The following is an 18,486-nucleotide window of genomic DNA, read 5'->3' on the forward strand; positions in this document are numbered from 1 at the left end:
AGCCTATACTAATGCCTGGGTGTTACTGTTGCCCGACCGATCGCCCGGTGGTTGCCGGTTCCCGGCAGAACCGGGGGTCGGCCTCGGGTGCAACAGGATTCGCCCCGGTCCCGGACAACTGTGCCGGGCCGGTCCGTGCCTCGGTACGGAGTTGGACAGTGTGAAACGGCGGCGCGACCCTGCGCGGCCGGTGAGGGAGAGCGACATGGCAAGAGAACTCGGCTGGATCAGGCAATTCCAGGCCCCCCGGACCGATTCCCTACCGCCGCTGATCGTCTTCCCGCACGCGGGTTCCGGCGCATCGGCCTATCGGGTGTTCGCCAAGCGTATGGGCCAGGATTTCGACACCGTCATCCTGCAGTACCCCGGCCGTCAGGACCGGGCGCGTGAGGCCGCGGCCGAGACCCTGCCCGAGCTCGCCGCGGGCGCCTTCGCCGCCTTCCGTGACTCCGCCCACAACACCGGCGCTCCGCTGACCGTCTTCGGCCACAGCATGGGTTCGATCGCCGCGTTCGAGTTCGTCCGGCTGGCCGAGGCCGCCGGGTTGTCCGTGCGTTTGCTGGTCGTCTCCGCGGCGGCCGCGCCGCACCGGATCGCCGAGCTCCCCGGACATCCCACCGAGGACGAGGAATTGCTCGACCACATGGCCGCCCTCAACGGCACCGGCGCGGACGTGATGGCCAGCCGCGAGGTCATGCGGATGGCGCTGCCGGTCCTCAAGGCCGACTACCGCGCCTTCGACGCCTACTCCTGCGGCACCGACGTGCAGGTCGCCGCGCCCCTGCTGGTTCTCGGCGGCGACGACGATCCGTTCGTCGGCCCGCGTGACCTCTACGCCTGGGAGACCAGCACCAGCGCCGGGATCGAGGTGAACCTGTTCGCGGGTGGTCACTTCTACATCGACGAGAACATCGACGGCATCGCCGAGGTACTCGCCGGTCAGGCGCTCGTTCGATGAGCACCGTGATCGATCCCATCGTCATCGTCGGCATGGGCGTCGAGGCGCCCGGCGGCGTCGACACCCTGCCCGGGTTCTGGTCGGCGCTGGCCACCGGCCGTGAGCTGATCGGCCCGTTCCCGCGCGATCGCGAATGGCCGCTCGACGAGCTGTTCGCCCTCGGCAGGCTCGACGGCTGGGCCCCGGTGCGCGACGCGGGCGGCTTCCTCGACGGCGCCACCGAGTTCGACGCGCAGTTCTTCGGCATCACCCCGCGCGAAGCAGTCGCCATGGATCCGCAGCAGCGGGTGGCCATGCGAGTGGCGTGGCGCGCGCTCGAGCACGCGGGCATCAATCCCGGTGCGCTCGACGGTGATCAGGCCGGTGTGTGGATGGGCGTGTCGACAGTCGAATACGGGCCGCGCGTCGCGGGCGTCAACGAGTACAGCGGCTACCGGGCCACCGGCACCGCACTCGGCGCGGTCGCCGGACGCATCTCGCACGGGCTCGGCCTGGTCGGCCCGTCGATCAGCGTGGACACCGCGTGCGCTTCGTCGCTGACCGCCGTGCACCAGGCCGCCTCGGCGATCCGTGCGGGCGAATGCGAGTGGGCGCTGGCGGGCGGTGTGTGCGTGATGGGTTCGCCCGGCGCGTTCTACGAGTTCTCCAAGAACAACGCCCTGGCCACCGACGGCCACTGCCGTTCCTACGCCGCCGACCCGACCGGAACCCTGTGGGGTGAAGGCGCGGGTGTCATCGTGCTGGAACGCGAATCGCGGGCGAAGGCGCTCGGGCACCGGATCTACGGGCAGCTGCTCGGGTCGCGGGTCAACCACAACGGCGCGGGTGCGCCGATCGCGGTGCCCAGCGCGACGGCGCAGCAGCGGCTCATCGAGGCCACCGTCGCCGCGGCCGGGATCAGCGCGAACGACATCGGCCTGATCGAAGGCCACGGTACCGGCACCGCCGTCGGCGATCCGCTCGAATTGACCGCGCTGGCAGCCACTTACGGCGACCCGGCGCGCGGCGACGACGGACCGCTGCTCGGCTCGGTGAAGTCCAACGCAGGCCACGCCCAGGCGGCCTCGGGCATGCTCGGGCTGATCAAGGTGCTGCTGTGCGGCGCCAACGGCGTGATCGCGCCGAGCCTGTGGGCCGATGCCCCGACCACCGACATCGACTGGGACGCGACCAGTCTGCGGCTCGCCGCCGAACTCACCGACTGGGCGCCGCGCGCGGACGGCCTGCGCTATGCCGCGGTGTCCTCGTTCGGAGTCGCGGGAACCAATGCGCACGCCATCGTCGGCCTGCCGGTGCTGGAGGAGACCAACCATGGCTGAGTACCGTCTGCCCGACGGCACCGTTCCCGTCCTGCTGTCCTCCGACAGCGTCGACGGGCTGCGGGCCGAAGCCACCGCCCTGCGCGGCTACCTGGAAACGCACCCCGAGGTCACGGCGGAACTCCTGGCGGACATGCTGTTCCGCACGCGCGTACCCCGCCGCCGTCGCGCGCTGATCCTGGCCGCTCCGACGACGGCGCCGGGTGGCGCGGCCGACCACCTGACTGCCGCAGGAGCAGGTGAGCCGACCGTCCCGCGGACACAGGCGGCGAGCGAGCTGCTGTCCGCCCTCGATGCGATCGCGACCGGCGCCGATCACGACTTGGTCGTGCAGGCCGATACCGCGGCGAGCGCGCGCAAGATCGGCTTCGTCTTCCCCGGTCAAGGCAGCCAGCGCCCCGGTATGGGCGCGCTGTTCTACGAGCAGTCGGCCGCTTACCGCGCCGTCGTCGACGAATGCGCCGCCCTCCACGAGGAGCGGTTCGGTCACTCCCAGCCGCTGCACTACCTGCTCGGCAACGAAGGCCAGTTCGAGGACACCGTCTGGGAAGTCCAGCCCGCCTTGATGTTCCACATGACCGGCCTGGCCGCCCTGTGGCGCGCGGCAGGCGTCGACCCGCACGCGACCATCGGTCACAGCCAGGGCGAGCTGGCCGCGGGCGCGGTCTCGGGCGTGATGACGCTGCGTGATTCGGTGCTCGCGGTGACCCACCGTGCCAGGCTGGTCGAGCGGCTCTCACCGCGCGGCTACTCCATGGCGGTGTTCGGCATGGACCGCGAGGGTGTGGAAGCGCTGATGGCCCGGCATTCGGGCTGGGCCGAACTCGCGGTCGTCAACTCGCCGCACATTCTCGCCATCTCCGGCGACCGTGACACCGTCGTCGACCTGGTGGCCGCGGCCACCGCACGCGGCCAGTTCGCCAGGGAGATCCGGGTCGCCTACCCGGCACACACCTCGATCGTCGCCGAGGTGCGGGCCGATTTCGAAGGTTTCCTCGGTGACGAGATGAGCGGCACCCATTTCGTCGATTCCGAGATCGCCTGCTATGGCGCAACTCTCGGTGAGGCGATCACGCCGGACCTCACGCACGAGGAGTACTGGTTCTGGAATCTGCGCAACCGCGTCCGGTTCGACCGGGCCGTGGTCAGCGCCGGTAGTGACGGCGTCGACCTGCTGATCGAGGTTGCCGAGCATCCGGTGCTGCAACTGGCCCTGCAGGAGAACCTGGGTCTAGTCCCGAACCGTCCTGGCCTGCCCCCGCGCGACTTCCGCGTGCTCGGCACCTCGCTGCGCACTGCGGAGGGCTTGTCCGAGTTCACCCGCAATCTGGCTCAGGTCGCCGTTCTCCACGCCGACTACCGCTGGGACGCACTGCGTGTCGACGACTCTGTCACCTTCCCGCTGCGCGATTTCCCGCACACGATTACCGCGCCCAAGCGCCTCTGGGCGCCGCTCGGCGCACACGAGACCCCGGCCGAACTCGTGGTCACCACGCCGAAACCGCAACGGCTGGTGGAACAGTGGACCCCGCTGCAGCGCCGGTCGCTGACCGCACCGCGCAACCTGCTCCTCGTCGACCACACCGGTGACTGCGCAGACCTCGCCACCGCATTGCTCGCGGCCGCTGATCGCCACGGTGCCGGTGCGCGCGTGCTCGGCCCCGCCGACCTCGCCGGCTCCGACGGCGACACCTCGGCGTTCGCCCTGAGTGACGGGTCGGCTCCCGACACCGTGGTCGTCCTGCTGCCCGCCACCGCGGACGACGACAGCGCCACCGCCGTCGACGCGCTCACCGAGTTCTTCGCCGAACGTGCCTGGGCCCCCGTGCTGTCCGCACTCCGTCCCGGCGGCGAGTGCTGGCTGCTGACCGTCGGCGGCGAGACCGTGCACGACGGCGATCCGGCCCCCGGCCTGTTCCAGTCGGGCGTCACCGCCGGATTCCGCAGTGTCGGTATCGAACACCCCGGCATCCTGTTCCGGCATCTCGATCTCGCCGCGAACGAACCCGCGTCCGCGCAGGCCGCCAAGATCGTCGGCGCGGTGCACTCCACGGGCGAGGCCGAGCTGGCGCTGCGGTCGGGCAAGGTGTTCGTGAAGCGCCTGGTCCCCGATACCGCAGTCGAAACGGGCGCGCTCGGAACCGATCTCGATCATGTGGTGATCGTCGGCGGCACCGGCCAGCTGGGCCTGCGCTTCACCGACCACCTCGCGCGGACCGGCGCCGGTCGCGTCACTCTGCTCAGCCGCAGTGGTGAAACCGAGGCGCTGGCAAAGGAACTGACCCGCCTGCGTGGTCTCGGCAGCACCGAGATCGTGGTGCGGGCCTGCGACGTCAGCGATGCCGCTGCGGCCGCCGTCTTCGGGGCCGAGATCGCCGATCGCCCCGTCGACCTGGTGATCCACGCCGCCGTCAACTACGTCGACGCCGAACTCGACCAAATCGCCGCAGACGACGTCCACACCGCCGCCAGCGCCAAGCTGCGCGGCCTGGACAACCTCGTCGACGCCGCACCGCTGGCCGATGACGCGCGCGTGCTGCTGTGCTCGTCCATGGCGGCGACCCTGGGCGGCCGCGGCCAGATCCTGTACGCGGTGACCAACCGCATGCTCGACGTCGCCGCCCGGAGACTGCGCGCGCGTGGCATCGCCGCGGCCAGCCTGCAGTGGGGCCTGTGGAGCGTGGCGGGTCCGCTCGACGACGCCGGTTTCGCCCGCGTGGAAGAGGCCGGCGTGTTCCCGATGGTGCCCGCCGACGCCATCGAAGCCGGGCTCGCCGAGCCCGTCCGCGACGGCATGATCATCGCCGCCGACTGGGACTTCCTGCGCGAGGTGCTCGGCGCCTTCGGCCAGGACAGCGTGCTCACCGGTCTGGAATCCAGTGCGCCTGTGCGGCAGGCGAGCTCGCCGGTTGCTGCCTCCGTTGCCGACAGTGCGCCGACCGTGCAGGTCGCGGCGCAGGCCGCCGCACCGGCCGACAGCGCACCACTCGACCTTCGCATGCGGACCGAACTGCTCAAGGTGATCGGCGGCGACAGCGCCGAATCCATCGACGCCACCATGCCGTTGGTCGCCCTCGGCCTCGACTCGTTGCAGGCCTTGGACTTCCGCAAGCGGGTCAAGGCGGAACTGGATCGCGATCTGCCGGTCGCGGCGATTCTCGGCGGCGCGTCGCTCGACGATGTCGTGCTGCTGATGGCACAGAACACCAACCAGGGCTGAGGGGCCGCAAGAACATGTCAGACACCGAAGCCACCCTGTCCGTCGCGGAACGCCGCAAGCTGCTGCTGCAGCAGAAGCTGCGCGCGAGCGGCATGGCCGCCGCCACCCCAGAACCCGTCGCGGTGCCGCGGATCGCGGCGGGGGAGCGGCGTCCGCTCACGCCGGGCCAGCGCCGCATGTGGTTCCTGCAGACCCGCGATGCCGACGACACCGCCCTCACCATCTGCGTCGCCTACCGGCTCACCGGCCCGCTCGACGCCGACCGGCTGCACGCCGCCTTCGACACGGTGGTGGCCCGCCACGACATCCTGCGCAGCACCTACGGCGCGGACGCCGACGGCGAGCCGTTCCAGGTGTTCACCGACGACGCGCGCGCCGAGTGGCAGACCCACGACCTGACCGACCTCGCCGAATCCGGTCGTGACCTGCGGGTGGAGGTGCTGGCCCGGCGCGAGTTCGGCCGCCCCTTCGCCCTCGGCACCGAACTGCCGTTGCGCGCCACCCTGATCCGCACCGGCGCCGACGAGCACGTGGTGCTCTTCGCCATCCACCACATCTGCTGGGACGACGACTCCTGGGCCGTGTTCTTCGCCGAGCTGAACGCCGCCTATCGAAGTGCCGGTCCTGCCCCGGCCGACACCGTGCAGTTCGCCGCGATCGCACCGACCGCAGAACCGGCCGAAGACGACGTCGCCTACTGGCGGGACGCCTTGCGCCCGCTGCCCGAGCCGCTCGAGCTGCCCGGCTCCGCCGCCGCCAACCCCGGCCGCACCGCCCAGCGCCGCACCCACCGCCTCCCGGCCGACCTGGTCACCCGCACCGAGCAGTTCGCGCGCGAACAAGCCGCAACCCCGTTCATGGTGCTGCTGGCCGGTTTCGACGCCCTCGTGCACCGCTACACCGCCGCCGAGGACTTCCTGGTCTCCATCCCGGTGACCGACCGCCCCGCGGGCACCGAACAGCTCATCGGCTACTTCGGCAACACCCTGCTGCTGCGCGCCACTCTCGGCGCGCGCGACGACTTCGCCCACCTCGTCGCCGCCGTGCGCGACACCTGCGCCGGCGCCTTCGCGCGACGCGGCGTCGGCATCGATCGTGTTGTCCGCGAAGCCAACCCGGACCGGGTCGCCGGTCGCGACGGCATGGACCAGCTGGTCCGGCTCGGCTTCAGCGTGCGCAAGAGCGCCGACGGCTTCGCCATCGATGGGGTCAGCTCCACCCAGCTCGACCTGGGCGCCGCGAGCGCGCAGGTGCCGCTGGCCCTGGCCATCGTGCTCGAGGACGACGGCACCGCGGTGGTGGAAGCCGAATACCAGACCGACGTGCTCACCGAAGCCCTCGTCGACCAGCTGCTCGTGCACTTCGGGCAGCTCCTCGACGCCGCGCTGCGTGACCCGCAGCGCAGGCTCGGCGACCTCGACATGCTCGGCGCCGCCGACCGTGCCGCGCTGCTGGAGCGGTCGCACGGCGTGCTCGTCGACCAGCCCGCGACCACCCTGGTCGCCCTGTTGGAGACCGCCGCTGCCGCCACCCCCGACGCGATCGCGCTGGCCTCCGACGACATCGAGCTCAGCTACGGCGCGCTGCACGCGCGCGCGAACCGGTTGGCGCACTGGCTGATCGGGCAGGGCATCGGCACCGAGGACATCGTCGGCCTGCGCCTGGGCACCTCGGTGGAGTTCATCGTCGCCGTGCTCGCGGTGCTGAAGGCGGGCGGCGCGTACCTGCCGATCGACCCGGCCTATCCCGAGGACCGGATCGACTACCTCGTCGAGGACGCGAACCCCCGATTACTGCTCGGCGCAGTCGAATTGGCGGACGCGGAGTCGACGGCCGCCGGGCTGCCCGCGACCGCGCCGACGGATGCGGACCGGCTGCGCCCGCTGCTGCCCGCGAACCTCGCCTATGTCATCTACACCTCCGGCTCCACCGGCAAGCCCAAGGGTGTTCCGGTGCCGCACTCGGCGATCGCCGAACACATCGTCTGCTTCACCGCCGACTGGAACATGACCGCCGAGGACCGGCTGATGCAGTCCTCGTCGGTGAGTTTCGACGCCTCGCTGGTCGATATCGCCATCACGCTCACGGTCGGCGCGCAGCTGATCGTGCCCAAGCCCAACGCCTTCCGTGACATTCGCTACGTCGCCGATCTCATCACCCGCCGCCAGGTGACGGTGCTGCACATGGTGCCGTCGATGCTCAGCACCTTCCTGCTGATGCCGGAGGTGAGCGAATGGCGGTCGCTGCGTCAGGTTCCCGTCGGCGGCGAGGCGCTGCCCGGCGAGGTGGCCGACCGGTTCGCCAACACACTCGAGGCCGAACTGGGCAACTACTACGGCCCGACCGAGGCCGTGGTCTGCTCGACGCACATGCCGGTCGAAGGCCCTCAGGGCACCGGTGTGGTGCCGATCGGTTACCCCAACCGCAACGTCTACACCTACGTCCTCGACGAGGCGCTGCAGCTGGTGCCCGACGGTGTCGTCGGTGAGCTGTACCTCGGTGGCGACCAGCTCGCCCGCGGCTACCTCGACCGCCCCGCACTGAGCGCGCAGCGGTTCGTCGCCGACCCGTTCACCCCGGGCGCCCGCCTCTACCGCTCCGGTGACCTGGTGCGCCGCAACAGCTTCGGTGAACTCGACTTCGTCGGCCGCGCCGACGAGCAGGTGAAGGTGCGCGGTTTTCGCATCGAACTCGGCGAGGTCGAGGCCGCGATCGCCGCGCATCCCGCCGTCGCGCACTGCGTCGTCGTGGTGACCGAGGATTCCGCCATCGGCGCCATGCTGGCCGCCTACGTGGTGCCCGCCGAGGGCTCCATCGACCTCGAACAGGTGCACGCCTTCGCGTCCGGCGCGCTGCCGGAATTCATGGTGCCCAGCGCGTTCGCGGTGATCCCCGAGATCCCGCTGACCGTCAACGGCAAACTCGACAAGCGCGCGCTGCCCGCGGCGACCCCCGCGGTGGTGCGCACCCATCGCGCCCCGGCGACGGCCACCGAGCGCAAAGTGTGCGCCCTGTTCGGCGCCCTGTTCAACCTCGACGAGGTCGGTGCGGAGGACTCGTTCTTCGAACTCGGCGGGCACTCGCTGCTGGCCGCCCGCCTGGTCGCCCAGGTGCGCGCGGAGTTCGGTGTCGAGCTCGACGTGCGCGTGGTCTTCGACAGCCCGACCCCGGCAGCCCTGGCCGCCAACCTGGTCGCCCGGTTCCTGGCCGAATTCGATATCGACCTCGATGCTGTCGACTCCGATGTCGCCGACGAACCTGCCGTGACCGCGGACGCGAGCGCCGACTCGGTTCCCGACGGCGAGACGGCTCCGGCAGGCATCGCCGAGGGAGCCACGGCCGCACGGTCGAGCCGCCCGGCGATCGGTGGACGCGTGCGCGGCGAGCGGATTCCGCTGTCGTACTCGCAGCTGGCCATGTGGTTCCAGTACCGTATGGAAGGCGCGGGCTCGGTCGGCAATCTGCCGCTGGCCATGCGCTTCGACGGCGCGCTCGACATCGCGGCGCTGCGTTCGGCCCTCGATGACGTCGTCGCCAGGCACGAGTCCCTGCGCACCACGTTCCCCGAACACGACGGCGTGCCCTACCAGGTGGTGCACCCCGCCACCGCGGTGCCGCTGCCCATCAGGGAGATCGCGCCCGGCGAGCTCGCCGCGGAACTGGCGGCCATCGCCGACTACGCCTTCACCCTCGACGGTGAGCCGCTGATCCGCGCCGAGCTGCTGGTGCTCGACGCGGACACCCATGTGCTGTCGCTGCTGGTGCACCACATCGTCGCCGACCACGCGTCCTTCGGCGTGCTGCTCGACGACCTCACCGTCGCCTACCGGGCGCGCAGCGAGCAGGGTGACGCGCCGGGCTGGAGCCCGCTGCCGATCCAGTTCGCCGACTACGCCCTGTGGCAGCGTGAGCTGTTCGATCAGGCCGAGCCGAGCGAGTTCGCGCAGACCCAGATCGAATTCTGGCGTTCGGCGCTGGCCGGTGTGCCCGAGGAGATCGCGGTCGCCCACGACCGTCCACGTCCGCCGGTGCTCGGCAAGCGCGGCGAGGTGGTCACCTTCTCACTGCCCGCCACCGTGCGGTCCGGTCTGGAATCGCTCGCGATGCGCAGCGGCGCTACCGAATTCATGGTGTGCCAGGCCGCGGTCGCCACGCTGCTGCACACCCTCGACGGCGGCACCGACATCACGCTCGGCACGCCCGTTGCGGCCAGGACCGATCCGGCGACCACGAACCTGATCGGCCTGTTCGCCAATATGGTGGTCCTGCGCAACGACCTGTCGGGCGCACCGACCCTGCGCGACACCGTGATCGGTGCCCGCAATGTGGTGCTCGACGCCAACGCGCACCAGGAACTGCCGGTCGAACGTCTCGTCGAGGCGCTCAACCCGCGCCGTTCGCGATCCCGGAACCCCCTGTTCCAGAGCATGATCCACTTCCGTGGCGCCGACTGGGCACCCACCACACTGCCGTTCGCGTCCTCGGGCGCGTCGACGGTCACCGTGCTGCCCGCCGACTTCGACGTCTCGTTCCTGGACCTGAACCTGAGCCTGAACGTGACTGCCGACGGCGGCATGGACGTGCGCGTCGTCGTCAACGCCGACCTCTACGATCCGGCCACCGCGGCGCTCATCGCCGACGCGCTGGCCGCCACCCTGCGCGCCTTCGCCGAGACGCCGGACCTGCCGGTCGCCGAGCTGCGGGTGCTGCCCGCGGCGGACCTCGAGCGTCTCCTGGCAGCCCCGGCGCCGGTCACCGTGACCGCCGCCGCCACCGGTGCGGTGGCGGGCTCCGACACCGAGCGCACTCTGATCACGCTGATCGAGGAACTCCTCGAGATCGACGAGGTCACCGGTGAGGACAACTTCTTCGGTCTCGGCGGCGACAGCGTCATCTCCATCCAGTGGTCCGCCCGCGCCGTGGAACTCGGCCTGGCGCTGACCCCGCAGCTGGTGTTCGAGTGCGCCACGATCACCGAACTCGCCGCCGCGGTGGACGCCGCCGGATCCTCGGAGCAGGCGCAAGCCGAAGAGCCCGAACAGGTCTCGCATGCGCCGATGAGCGCCTCGGGTCTGGAAGCCGACGCTTTGTCCGCGCTGACGGCCGCCTGGTCCGCCCAGGGATGAGCAGTTCGGCGCGCACGCACCAACGCTCGATGCCATTCGACAACACGGCATCGAGCGTGGAGCGGTGCGCGGATTTCGGCACCAGCCGCGCCCGATGCGCGGCCGACCGGCGGCTGTGGCTTCCGCACAGCACGATCAATCAGCCAGGAGAGGACGCAGCATGAGTGCGCCGCAGATCGAAGACGTACTCGCGCTGAGCCCGCTGCAGGAGGGTCTGTTCTCCCTCTCGCGGCTGGCCGGGACCGAGATCGACCTGTACACGATGCAATTCGTGGTCGACATCGACGGACCGCTGGACGCCGACCTGCTCCGCCGCAGCGCCCAGGCCATGCTCGACCGGCATCCGAACCTGCGCGCCGCGTTCTGGGACACCGACGTGCCCAAGCCGGTGCAGATCATCCCGTCCCGCGCCGAACTGCCCTGGACCGAGCGGGACGCGCGGACAACGGAATTCGACGCGATCGCCGAGTCCGAGCGCCGGGTGCCGTTCGTGCTCAGCCGCGGCCCCGCGCTGCGGGTGCTGCTGCTGAACGTCACCGACGCGCCCGCACCGCGCAAGCGGATGATCCTCACCGCGCATCACATCCTGATGGACGGCTGGGCGGTCGCGGTGTTCTTCACCGAACTACTCGCCGTCTACCGCGCGGGCGGCAGCCTCGACGGCCTGCCCGCCCCGCGCCCCTACCGCGACTACATCGGCTGGCTCGGCGCCCAGGACCACGACGCCGCCGCCCGCCGCTGGGCCGACTACCTACAGCAGGTCAGCGCGCCGCTGGTGCTCGCCGACGGCACCGGCGATCGCGGTTCCGCCGTGCCGCAGACCACCCGGCTCCGCCTGTCCACCACCGAGACCGAGCGGTTGCAGCAGTGGGCGCGCGCCAACGGCATGACGCTCAATACCGCCGTCCAGTTCGCCTGGACGCTGCTGCTCGGCCGGATCACCGACCGGCGCGACGTCGTCTACGGCACCACCATCTCCGGCCGCCCCGAGAAGCTCGCGGGCGTGGAGGGCATGGTCGGCCTGTTCATCAACACCGTGCCGGTCGTGCACCGGCTCGACCCCGCCGAGCCGGTCGTCGCGCAATGCGCACGCCTGCAGCGTGATTCGTCCGCGATGCGCGACATCGGCTACCTCAGCCTGTCGACCCTGCAGCGCGCGGCCGGTCACGGCGCTCTGTTCGACACCCTGTTCGTCTTCGAGAACGCCCCCATCGACGACGCCATCCAGACGGTCACCGCCCCCGACGGCGCGCAGTTCCGGCCGATCGAGATGGAAAGCCTCGCGCACTATCCGCTCACCGTCGTCTCGCACCTGAGCGAGGGCGACCTGCTCGTCCTCGTCGAGGCGATCCCGGCCCTGCTCGGCCACCTCGACCCCGCCGACCTCGGCGCTCGCCTGGTCACGGTGCTGCGCACCCTGCCGCAGCTCGACGCCGAGGCCATGCTCGACGCGATCGACCTGCTCACCGCCGACGAACATGCCGAACTGCGCTCGGCGGCAACCGATATCGCGCCCGAACCGACGGCTACCCCCTGGGAACTGTTCGAGCAGCAGACCGCCGCGACCCCGGACGCGGTCGCGCTCACCACCACCTCGGGCGAGGTGTTCTCCTACCGCGAGCTGCACGACCAGGCCTGCCGGATGGCGGGGGAGTTCGCCGCGCTCGGCGTCGGCCCGGAAACTGTTGTCGCCCTGATGCTCCCGCGCGGCACCGCGTCGATCGTCGCCATCCTGGCGACCTTCGCCGCTGGTGCCGCCTATGTTCCGGTCGATATCACGCTCCCGGCTGGCCGCATCGAATCGATTCTGCGCCAGTCGAACCCGGCTCTCGCCGTCGTCCTCGAGAAGGACCACGCTCTGCTTGGCGGTGTCACCGCCGGTTCGGCGGGTGCCGGTGATCGGCTCGGCGCGGCGAATGCGCCAGGATCCGAGGACAGCGCGGGTTCGGTCGTCGACCCGGCGGACAGTGTGGGATCGGCCGCCGTAGTGCCGGACAGCACCGGGTCGGCCGCCGAGGTGGCGGCCGCCGCCGGTGATCGGCTCGGCGACGCGGTTGTGCCCTCGAGCAACGCTGGTGACGGCTCGGCGTTGCCCGACCAGCGATCCGTACAGGCACTGGTTATCGACGACCCGGTTGTGGTCGATCGGATCGCTGCCCGCCCCGCACAGGTTCCCGCGGTCCGCCGCGAGCTCGAGCACAGCGCCTACATCATCTTCACCTCCGGCTCGACCGGCGAACCCAAGGGCGTCGTCGGCACCAATGCCGCACTGGCCGGATACTTCGCCGACCACCTCGAACGCTTCTACCGCCCCGCGATGGCGAAACTCGGCCGCCCGCTGCGGATCGCGCATGCCTGGTCCCTCGGATTCGACGCATCCTGGCAGCCCATGGTCGGTTTCTTCGCCGGCCAGGCGCTGCACCTGTTCGACGCCGACGAGATGCGCGACGCGCACCGCATCGTCTCCGGCATGGCCGAATTCGGCATCGACATGATCGACACCACCCCGTCCATGCTGGCGCAGCTGGCGGCGGCCGGCCTGCTCGAACGCGACCTGCCCGTGCTCGCCCTCGGCGGCGAGGCCATCGACACCGCCCTGTGGGCGCGACTGCGCGCCCTGCCCGGCACGGCGGTGTACAACTGCTACGGCCCCACCGAGACCACCGTCGAAGCCGTGGTCGCACCGGTCGCCACCTCGGAGATCCCGACCATCGGCACCGCCAACGGCGGTATGGCCGGGTACGTCCTCGACTCGCGCCTGCGCCCGGTGCCGCCCGGCATCGTCGGCGAGCTCTACCTGTCCGGCGGGCAGCTGGCCCGCGGTTACCTCGGCAAGCCCGCCATCACCGCCGACCGTTTCTGCGCCGACCCACACCGCCCCGGACAGCGCATGTACCGCACCGGCGACCTCGTGCGCAGGCTGCCCGGCGGCCGCTTCGGCTACCTGGGCCGCGCCGACGCGCAGGTCAAGGTGCGTGGCTACCGCATCGAGGTCGGCGAGATCGAGACCGCGCTGCGCCGTTCCGCCGATATCGACACCGCCGCGGTGACCGTGGTGCGCCGCGCCGGTGGTGCGTCGCTGGTCGGCTTCGTCGTCGGCAAGGCGGGTCGCGCGGTGGTCGTCAGCCGGGTGCGCGCCGACCTGGCACAGCGCCTGCCCGCGTACATGATTCCCGCGCGGATCGTCGTCCTCGAACAGCTCCCGGTGAACGTCAACGGCAAGCTCGACGGCCACGCCCTGCACGAGCTCGCCGCGGAAACCCTCTCGGCCGCCGACGGCAATGCCGCCGCCGAGACCCCCACCGAGATCGCGCTGAGCGAGGTCTTCGCCGAACTGTTCGACGGTCGCGCCCCCGGCGTCGACGCCGACTTCTACGAACTCGGCGTCGACAGCATCGTCGCGATCTCCCTGGTCAACAAGGCCCGCCGCCGCGGCATCGCGCTCAACCCGCGAATGGTGCTGGCCTGCCCCACCATTCGCGAACTCGCCGCCGCGGCCGACGACGGTCCCGCTGTCGCCGCCCAGTCCGGCGCCGACGCCTACGGTGTGGTGCCGCCGCTGCCGGTCGTCTCCTGGATGTACGAGTACGGCAACTACCGCCGCTTCACCCAGAGCGCGCTGCTACGCCTGCCCGCCGGAATCGACCGTGCCGGACTGGCAGCCACGCTCCAGGCCCTGCTCGACGCGCACGACACCTTGCGCGCCGTCCTCACCGACACGCCCGACGGGCCGCGCATGGTCACCCGGGCGCCCGGTGTGGTGAACGCGGCCGATGTCGTGATCGAGGCGCCGCGCGGGCTCGCCGGTGCCGAACTCGATTCGGCCATTACCGAATTCGCGCGCATCGCGAACGACGCCATCGATCCGCCTGCGGGCGAGATGGTTCGGGCGGTGTGGTTCGCCGGTGGGGGCGCCGGTCCTGCCCCCGCGGGTTCTGCCTCAGTGCCTGGCGTCGCTGGTGCCGACGCGGAAGTGGTCACAGGTGACGGCGATGTGCTGCTGCTGTCGATCCATCACCTCGCTGTAGACGTGGTCTCCTGGCACATCATGATCGACGGCTTGGCTGCCGCCTGGCAGCAGGTCCAGTCGGGTGTGGCCCCGAAGATGCTGCCCGAGTTCACCTCCTACCGGCAGTGGTCGGAAGCCATGTGGCAGCGCGCGAGCGAACCGGAAGTCCTCGCCCAGCGCGACTATTGGGCGGCCCAGGTCAGCGCCCCCGACGCGGCACTCGGCGCCCGAGTGCCCGCCCCGGCCACCGACACCTGGTCCACCCTGCGCGTCAGCTCGGTCGCCACCCCGGTCGCGGTGACCGAACGTCTCCTCAACCGCGTCGGCAAGGACGAGGGCGTCCGCGAATTCCTGCTCACCGCCCTCACCATGACCATGGCCTCGATCCACGCCGGCAACGGAAACGACCCCGCCGCAGGCGCATTGATCGCGTTGGAAGGCCACGGCCGCGCCGACGCCGAACTCGGCACCGACACCGCCAACACCCTCGGCTGGTTCACCAGCGTGTTCCCCGTCCGCCTCGGCGTCGGCGACCACGCGGTCGATGTCGCTCGCGCCCAAGCGGATCCGACCGCGGCCCGCTCGCTCCTCGCCGGTGTCGCGACCCACCTGCGCGAGATCCCCAACCAGGGCCTCGACTACGGCCTCCTCCGCTACGTCGACCGCGTCCCCGAACTCCGCACCGCCGCCGAACCGCAGGTCGAGTTCAACTATCTGGGCCGCATCGACCTCGCCGGCACCGAAGGCGACCCCTGGTCCCTCCTGGTCGGCGCCCACGACGAAGCCCTCCCACTCGACCCCGAACCCGACCTCCCCCTCCGCTACGCGGTAGACGTCATCGCGGGCATCGGCACCACCCCCGCCGGCCCCGCCCTGACCACCAACTTCCGCTGGAGCACCGCCCTGTTCACCGAAGCCGAGGCAGCACGCTTCGCCGAACTCTGGGCCGAGGCCATCGCCGCCCTCGCCGCCGCCCTCGACAACTGAACACTTCACCGACGAACGCAGGTAGCCCAGGCTGCCTGCGTTCGTCGTTCCCGATGGCTACCCTGGGCTGGAGGAACATCACGATCTCCGCCCGACGCAGTCCCGCTGTCACCGGAAGGAAGCCCAGATGAGTCCCACCATCGGCGCCATCGTTATCCCCGTGTCCGATCTGGAGTCCGCCAAGTCGGTCTATACCGCGCTCTACGGCGAACCGCATACCGACCAGCCGTATTACGTCGGCTACTCGGTCGACGGCTTCGAGGTCGGCCTCAGCCCCCAGGGTGATCTCTCCGTCGGCCCTGTCGCATTCAACGACGTCGACGACGTGGACGCCGTCCGCGCGGCTTTGATCGCTGCAGGTGCCGCCGAACAGTCCGCGCCACGCGAAGTGGCCCCGGGCGTCCGGGTCTGCGTATTGACAGACCCCAACGGAAACCCAGTCGGTCTACGAGGCGCGTAGGCGACAGCGTGGGCAAGCGTTGTCTGTCGGTCTATGTCGCCGAAGCGGTGCGGCATCACCTCGAGATGGATCGTCTCGCGGAGATCGTTGCGGATTTCGAGTCCTGCCACGAGCCGCTCACGGATACCGACGTTGAAGCTGCTGCTGAGGAGATGTTCGGCCAGGGCCGTTCAGATCTTTACGACGCGAACTCCGGGCCCGCAGAGTGCACGCAGATCCTCGGGGTCGGAGGTCAGCAGCACGACAGGGCCGGAGGCTGACAATGCGGTTGCTGCCACGACTGCATCGAGCGCGTACTTATGTCCGTGTAGCCCATGCGCAGCAAGTAGTTTGCTCGCGTGGCGGGCGATCGCCTCAGTCGGTGGGAGGAGATTCACCCGCGAGACCGCATAGTCGAACCGGGCTTGTGGGGTCTTCGGGTTGCGGGCTTCGACAAGGGTGATCGTGCTCGCGACTACGCGACTGTCTTCCGCCTCGGCAGCCGCCAGCCATTCGGTCAGCGCCGACGTGCGCTGAATGAGCTGGGACAGTCCTTCACAATCGAGAACCAGGCTGCCGCTCACGCTGCGCCGATTGCATCGTCACGCAGCAATGCGCGCTTGGCGTCGACCGCCGCACGGTCGACCGGCCCGTGTTCGGCCTCGGCGTCCTCGATGAGCTCGCGAAGACGATCGCGTTCGAGCTGGCGTTGGATAAGGGCTTCGACGTATGCGGACATGCCGCGCTTACCGGTGCGAGCTTTCAGCGCCGCGATGGTGCCCTCGTGGAGCGAGACCGAGACGGGGCGTACAGGACCTTCGCCGGGGAGCGGGGATGATGCCATGACCTATATTAACAAACTAATTGTTATCGGTGCGGGTCATCGTTCAGCTCGAACCGAGCTGGCCTATGACTGCTGCGAACCGAACCGGATCCACGCCCCGGAGGTCCGGTGGGCATGGATCGCCTTTCCGGCGACCCGCGCGGCGAGTCCGCCCACCGCACCGTCCGGCACGCTGACCGCGTAATCAGCGGTCCTGATCAGGACCACCTGATCGAACTGATGATCCACACCGGCGTACTCGTAGACGACTTCGTCCTCGGTCTCCGAACGCAGCCGGAAGACCAGGTAGATGGCCATCAAATCGTTCGGGCCGGCCGGTCGGTGAACATCGCGATGTGCTTGGCGAGCCGATGCGTCAGTTCGGCGGGTGGGCCGGGGATGACGGTGAAATTGTCGGCGTCGTGATGCTGGAGCAGGTACCGCCCGTCGTCGGGATAGTCCAGCCAGAGGAATGCCTTGCCGTTATCGGTGGGACGGGCGTCGAGCTGGTATCCGGGGTAGACGGTGATCTCACCGGTCCCGATGCGTGGCCGGCGGAAGAATCGCTGCGTCTGTTCGACGGGGGACAGGCGGGTGGGGTGCCGGGCGTATGTGGCGGCGTCGAGATCGCTGCGGCGTCCTTGGAAGCGCGGCGTGGTTCCGCCCGCTGCGTGCGGGAGTTTCGCGACGATCTCGGCGGCGAGGTCGGCCAGCGGCACAATGCTCGAGGTGACGTCGCCGCCTTGTTCGCGGGTGGGGCCAGGAGCCTGAACCGCCAATGCCGCGTGGTCTTCGATGATTCCGGCGAACACGCGCACGACCTCGGTGTGACCGGGCCCGTGCAGGCCCTCGATCTCGACGCGAACCTGAGGTTCGAGCAGCGCCCCGAACACCTTGTGCAGACCCTGGTCGTAGATCTGCCGCAGTCTGCGTCCGGCGGCCTCGCGCCGCTCATTATGGATCTCGATGGTTTCCGCGAACTCGGGCTGAAAGGTCAGCGGGTAGGGCAGCCGGTCCCGGCCATGCGCTTCGAGCCCGATGGCGAACGCGTGCGGGTCGAGCACCCAGCGGCCGACAGGCACTTGCCTGCGCTGCGCGGTTTCGCCGTCCGACAGTGCTTGGTTCCAGTTCACCCGCCGATCACCCCGCCCGGCGGAAGTGTCGGTGGCAGCTGCCCGATGAGCTCGCTCTCCCGATCCTGGATGAGGTAATCGGGAGTGGTGTGCTCGTTCTCGTCGTCTTTGCCGTTGCCGCCCCGTCCACCGCCCATCATGCCGGGCATCCCGCTCATGCCACGCCCACCCGCGGCACCGCCCGCCGCCGCGCGGGCGCCCGACCCGGCCGGGTTCGCGCCGACCGGTGAACCCGGCACGCTACGACCCGCACCGGGCGCGGTCGGGCCCCCGGCGATACCGCCGCCGGGCGAGCCGGAACCAGGGGAGCCACCACCGGTTCCGGCGGGCTGGTCACCCGTCGGCTGGCCGGTCCCGGTCGGTGTCGTGGCGGCCGGGTTGGTCGCCGTCGGGTCGGTGCTGCTCAGTTCGGTCGAGTCGTCGTCGGAACTGTCGTCCACGTTCAAGGCCATCGTCATCGAGGGCGCTCTGC

The 18,486-nt window shown here is 70.3% G+C and carries 11 protein-coding genes; 6 read left to right on the forward strand and 5 right to left on the reverse strand.

Annotation, left to right across the window (positions count from 1 at the left end; genetic code table 11):
• Positions 1 to 205: 205 nt before the first annotated feature.
• From ACFVAV_RS19480 to ACFVAV_RS19505, 6 genes are all read left to right on the forward strand, one after another.
• On the forward strand, positions 206 to 958 hold the full coding sequence (locus ACFVAV_RS19480) for a thioesterase II family protein (RefSeq protein ID WP_379036358.1): 753 nt from the start codon (positions 206 to 208) through the stop codon (positions 956 to 958).
• Positions 955 to 2,277: a polyketide synthase gene (locus tag ACFVAV_RS19485; protein WP_379036359.1), complete on the forward strand. Its 1,323-nt coding sequence runs from the start codon at positions 955 to 957 to the stop codon at positions 2,275 to 2,277. The genes ACFVAV_RS19480 and ACFVAV_RS19485 overlap by 4 nt, the downstream gene beginning before the upstream one ends.
• Positions 2,270 to 5,497 carry a nocobactin polyketide synthase NbtC gene (gene nbtC / locus ACFVAV_RS19490; RefSeq protein ID WP_379036360.1) on the forward strand — a complete coding sequence of 1,076 codons (3,228 nt, stop codon included), beginning with the start codon at positions 2,270 to 2,272 and terminating at the stop codon, positions 5,495 to 5,497. The genes ACFVAV_RS19485 and nbtC overlap by 8 nt, the downstream gene beginning before the upstream one ends.
• Before the next feature lie 14 nt (positions 5,498 to 5,511).
• Positions 5,512 to 10,623 carry an amino acid adenylation domain-containing protein gene (locus ACFVAV_RS19495; RefSeq protein ID WP_379036361.1) on the forward strand — a complete coding sequence of 1,704 codons (5,112 nt, stop codon included), beginning with the start codon at positions 5,512 to 5,514 and terminating at the stop codon, positions 10,621 to 10,623.
• Positions 10,624 to 10,783: 160 nt separating this feature from the next.
• On the forward strand, positions 10,784 to 15,619 hold the full coding sequence (locus ACFVAV_RS19500; RefSeq protein WP_379036362.1) for a condensation domain-containing protein: 4,836 nt from the start codon (positions 10,784 to 10,786) through the stop codon (positions 15,617 to 15,619).
• 127 nt (positions 15,620 to 15,746) lie between these two features.
• The gene (locus ACFVAV_RS19505) at positions 15,747 to 16,079 is read left to right on the forward strand and encodes a VOC family protein (protein ID WP_379036363.1); all 333 of its coding nucleotides are present in this window, start codon (positions 15,747 to 15,749) and stop codon (positions 16,077 to 16,079) included.
• 170 nt (positions 16,080 to 16,249) lie between these two features.
• On the opposite strand, the gene ACFVAV_RS19510 is transcribed toward ACFVAV_RS19505, so the two are convergent.
• The 5 genes from ACFVAV_RS19510 to ACFVAV_RS19530 form a co-directional block, all read right to left on the reverse strand.
• Positions 16,250 to 16,642 (reverse strand): type II toxin-antitoxin system VapC family toxin, encoded by a 393-nt coding sequence (locus ACFVAV_RS19510; RefSeq protein ID WP_379036364.1) that lies wholly within the window; start codon positions 16,640 to 16,642, stop codon positions 16,250 to 16,252.
• Positions 16,639 to 16,902 (reverse strand): hypothetical protein, encoded by a 264-nt coding sequence (locus tag ACFVAV_RS19515; protein WP_379036365.1) that lies wholly within the window; start codon positions 16,900 to 16,902, stop codon positions 16,639 to 16,641. The genes ACFVAV_RS19510 and ACFVAV_RS19515 overlap by 4 nt, the downstream gene beginning before the upstream one ends.
• A 63-nt stretch (positions 16,903 to 16,965) precedes the next feature.
• Positions 16,966 to 17,199: a hypothetical protein gene (locus ACFVAV_RS19520; protein ID WP_379036366.1), complete on the reverse strand. Its 234-nt coding sequence runs from the start codon at positions 17,197 to 17,199 to the stop codon at positions 16,966 to 16,968.
• Positions 17,199 to 18,014 (reverse strand): ESX secretion-associated protein EspG, encoded by an 816-nt coding sequence (locus tag ACFVAV_RS19525; RefSeq protein ID WP_379036367.1) that lies wholly within the window; start codon positions 18,012 to 18,014, stop codon positions 17,199 to 17,201. The genes ACFVAV_RS19520 and ACFVAV_RS19525 overlap by 1 nt, the downstream gene beginning before the upstream one ends.
• Complete coding sequence (locus ACFVAV_RS19530) at positions 18,011 to 18,472, reverse strand: hypothetical protein (RefSeq protein ID WP_379036368.1); 462 nt, start codon at positions 18,470 to 18,472, stop codon at positions 18,011 to 18,013. The genes ACFVAV_RS19525 and ACFVAV_RS19530 overlap by 4 nt, the downstream gene beginning before the upstream one ends.
• Between the last annotated feature and the right edge of the window lie 14 nt (positions 18,473 to 18,486).

This window comes from Nocardia sp. NPDC057663, assembly GCF_042799895.1.
Lineage (GTDB): Bacteria > Actinomycetota > Actinomycetes > Mycobacteriales > Mycobacteriaceae > Nocardia.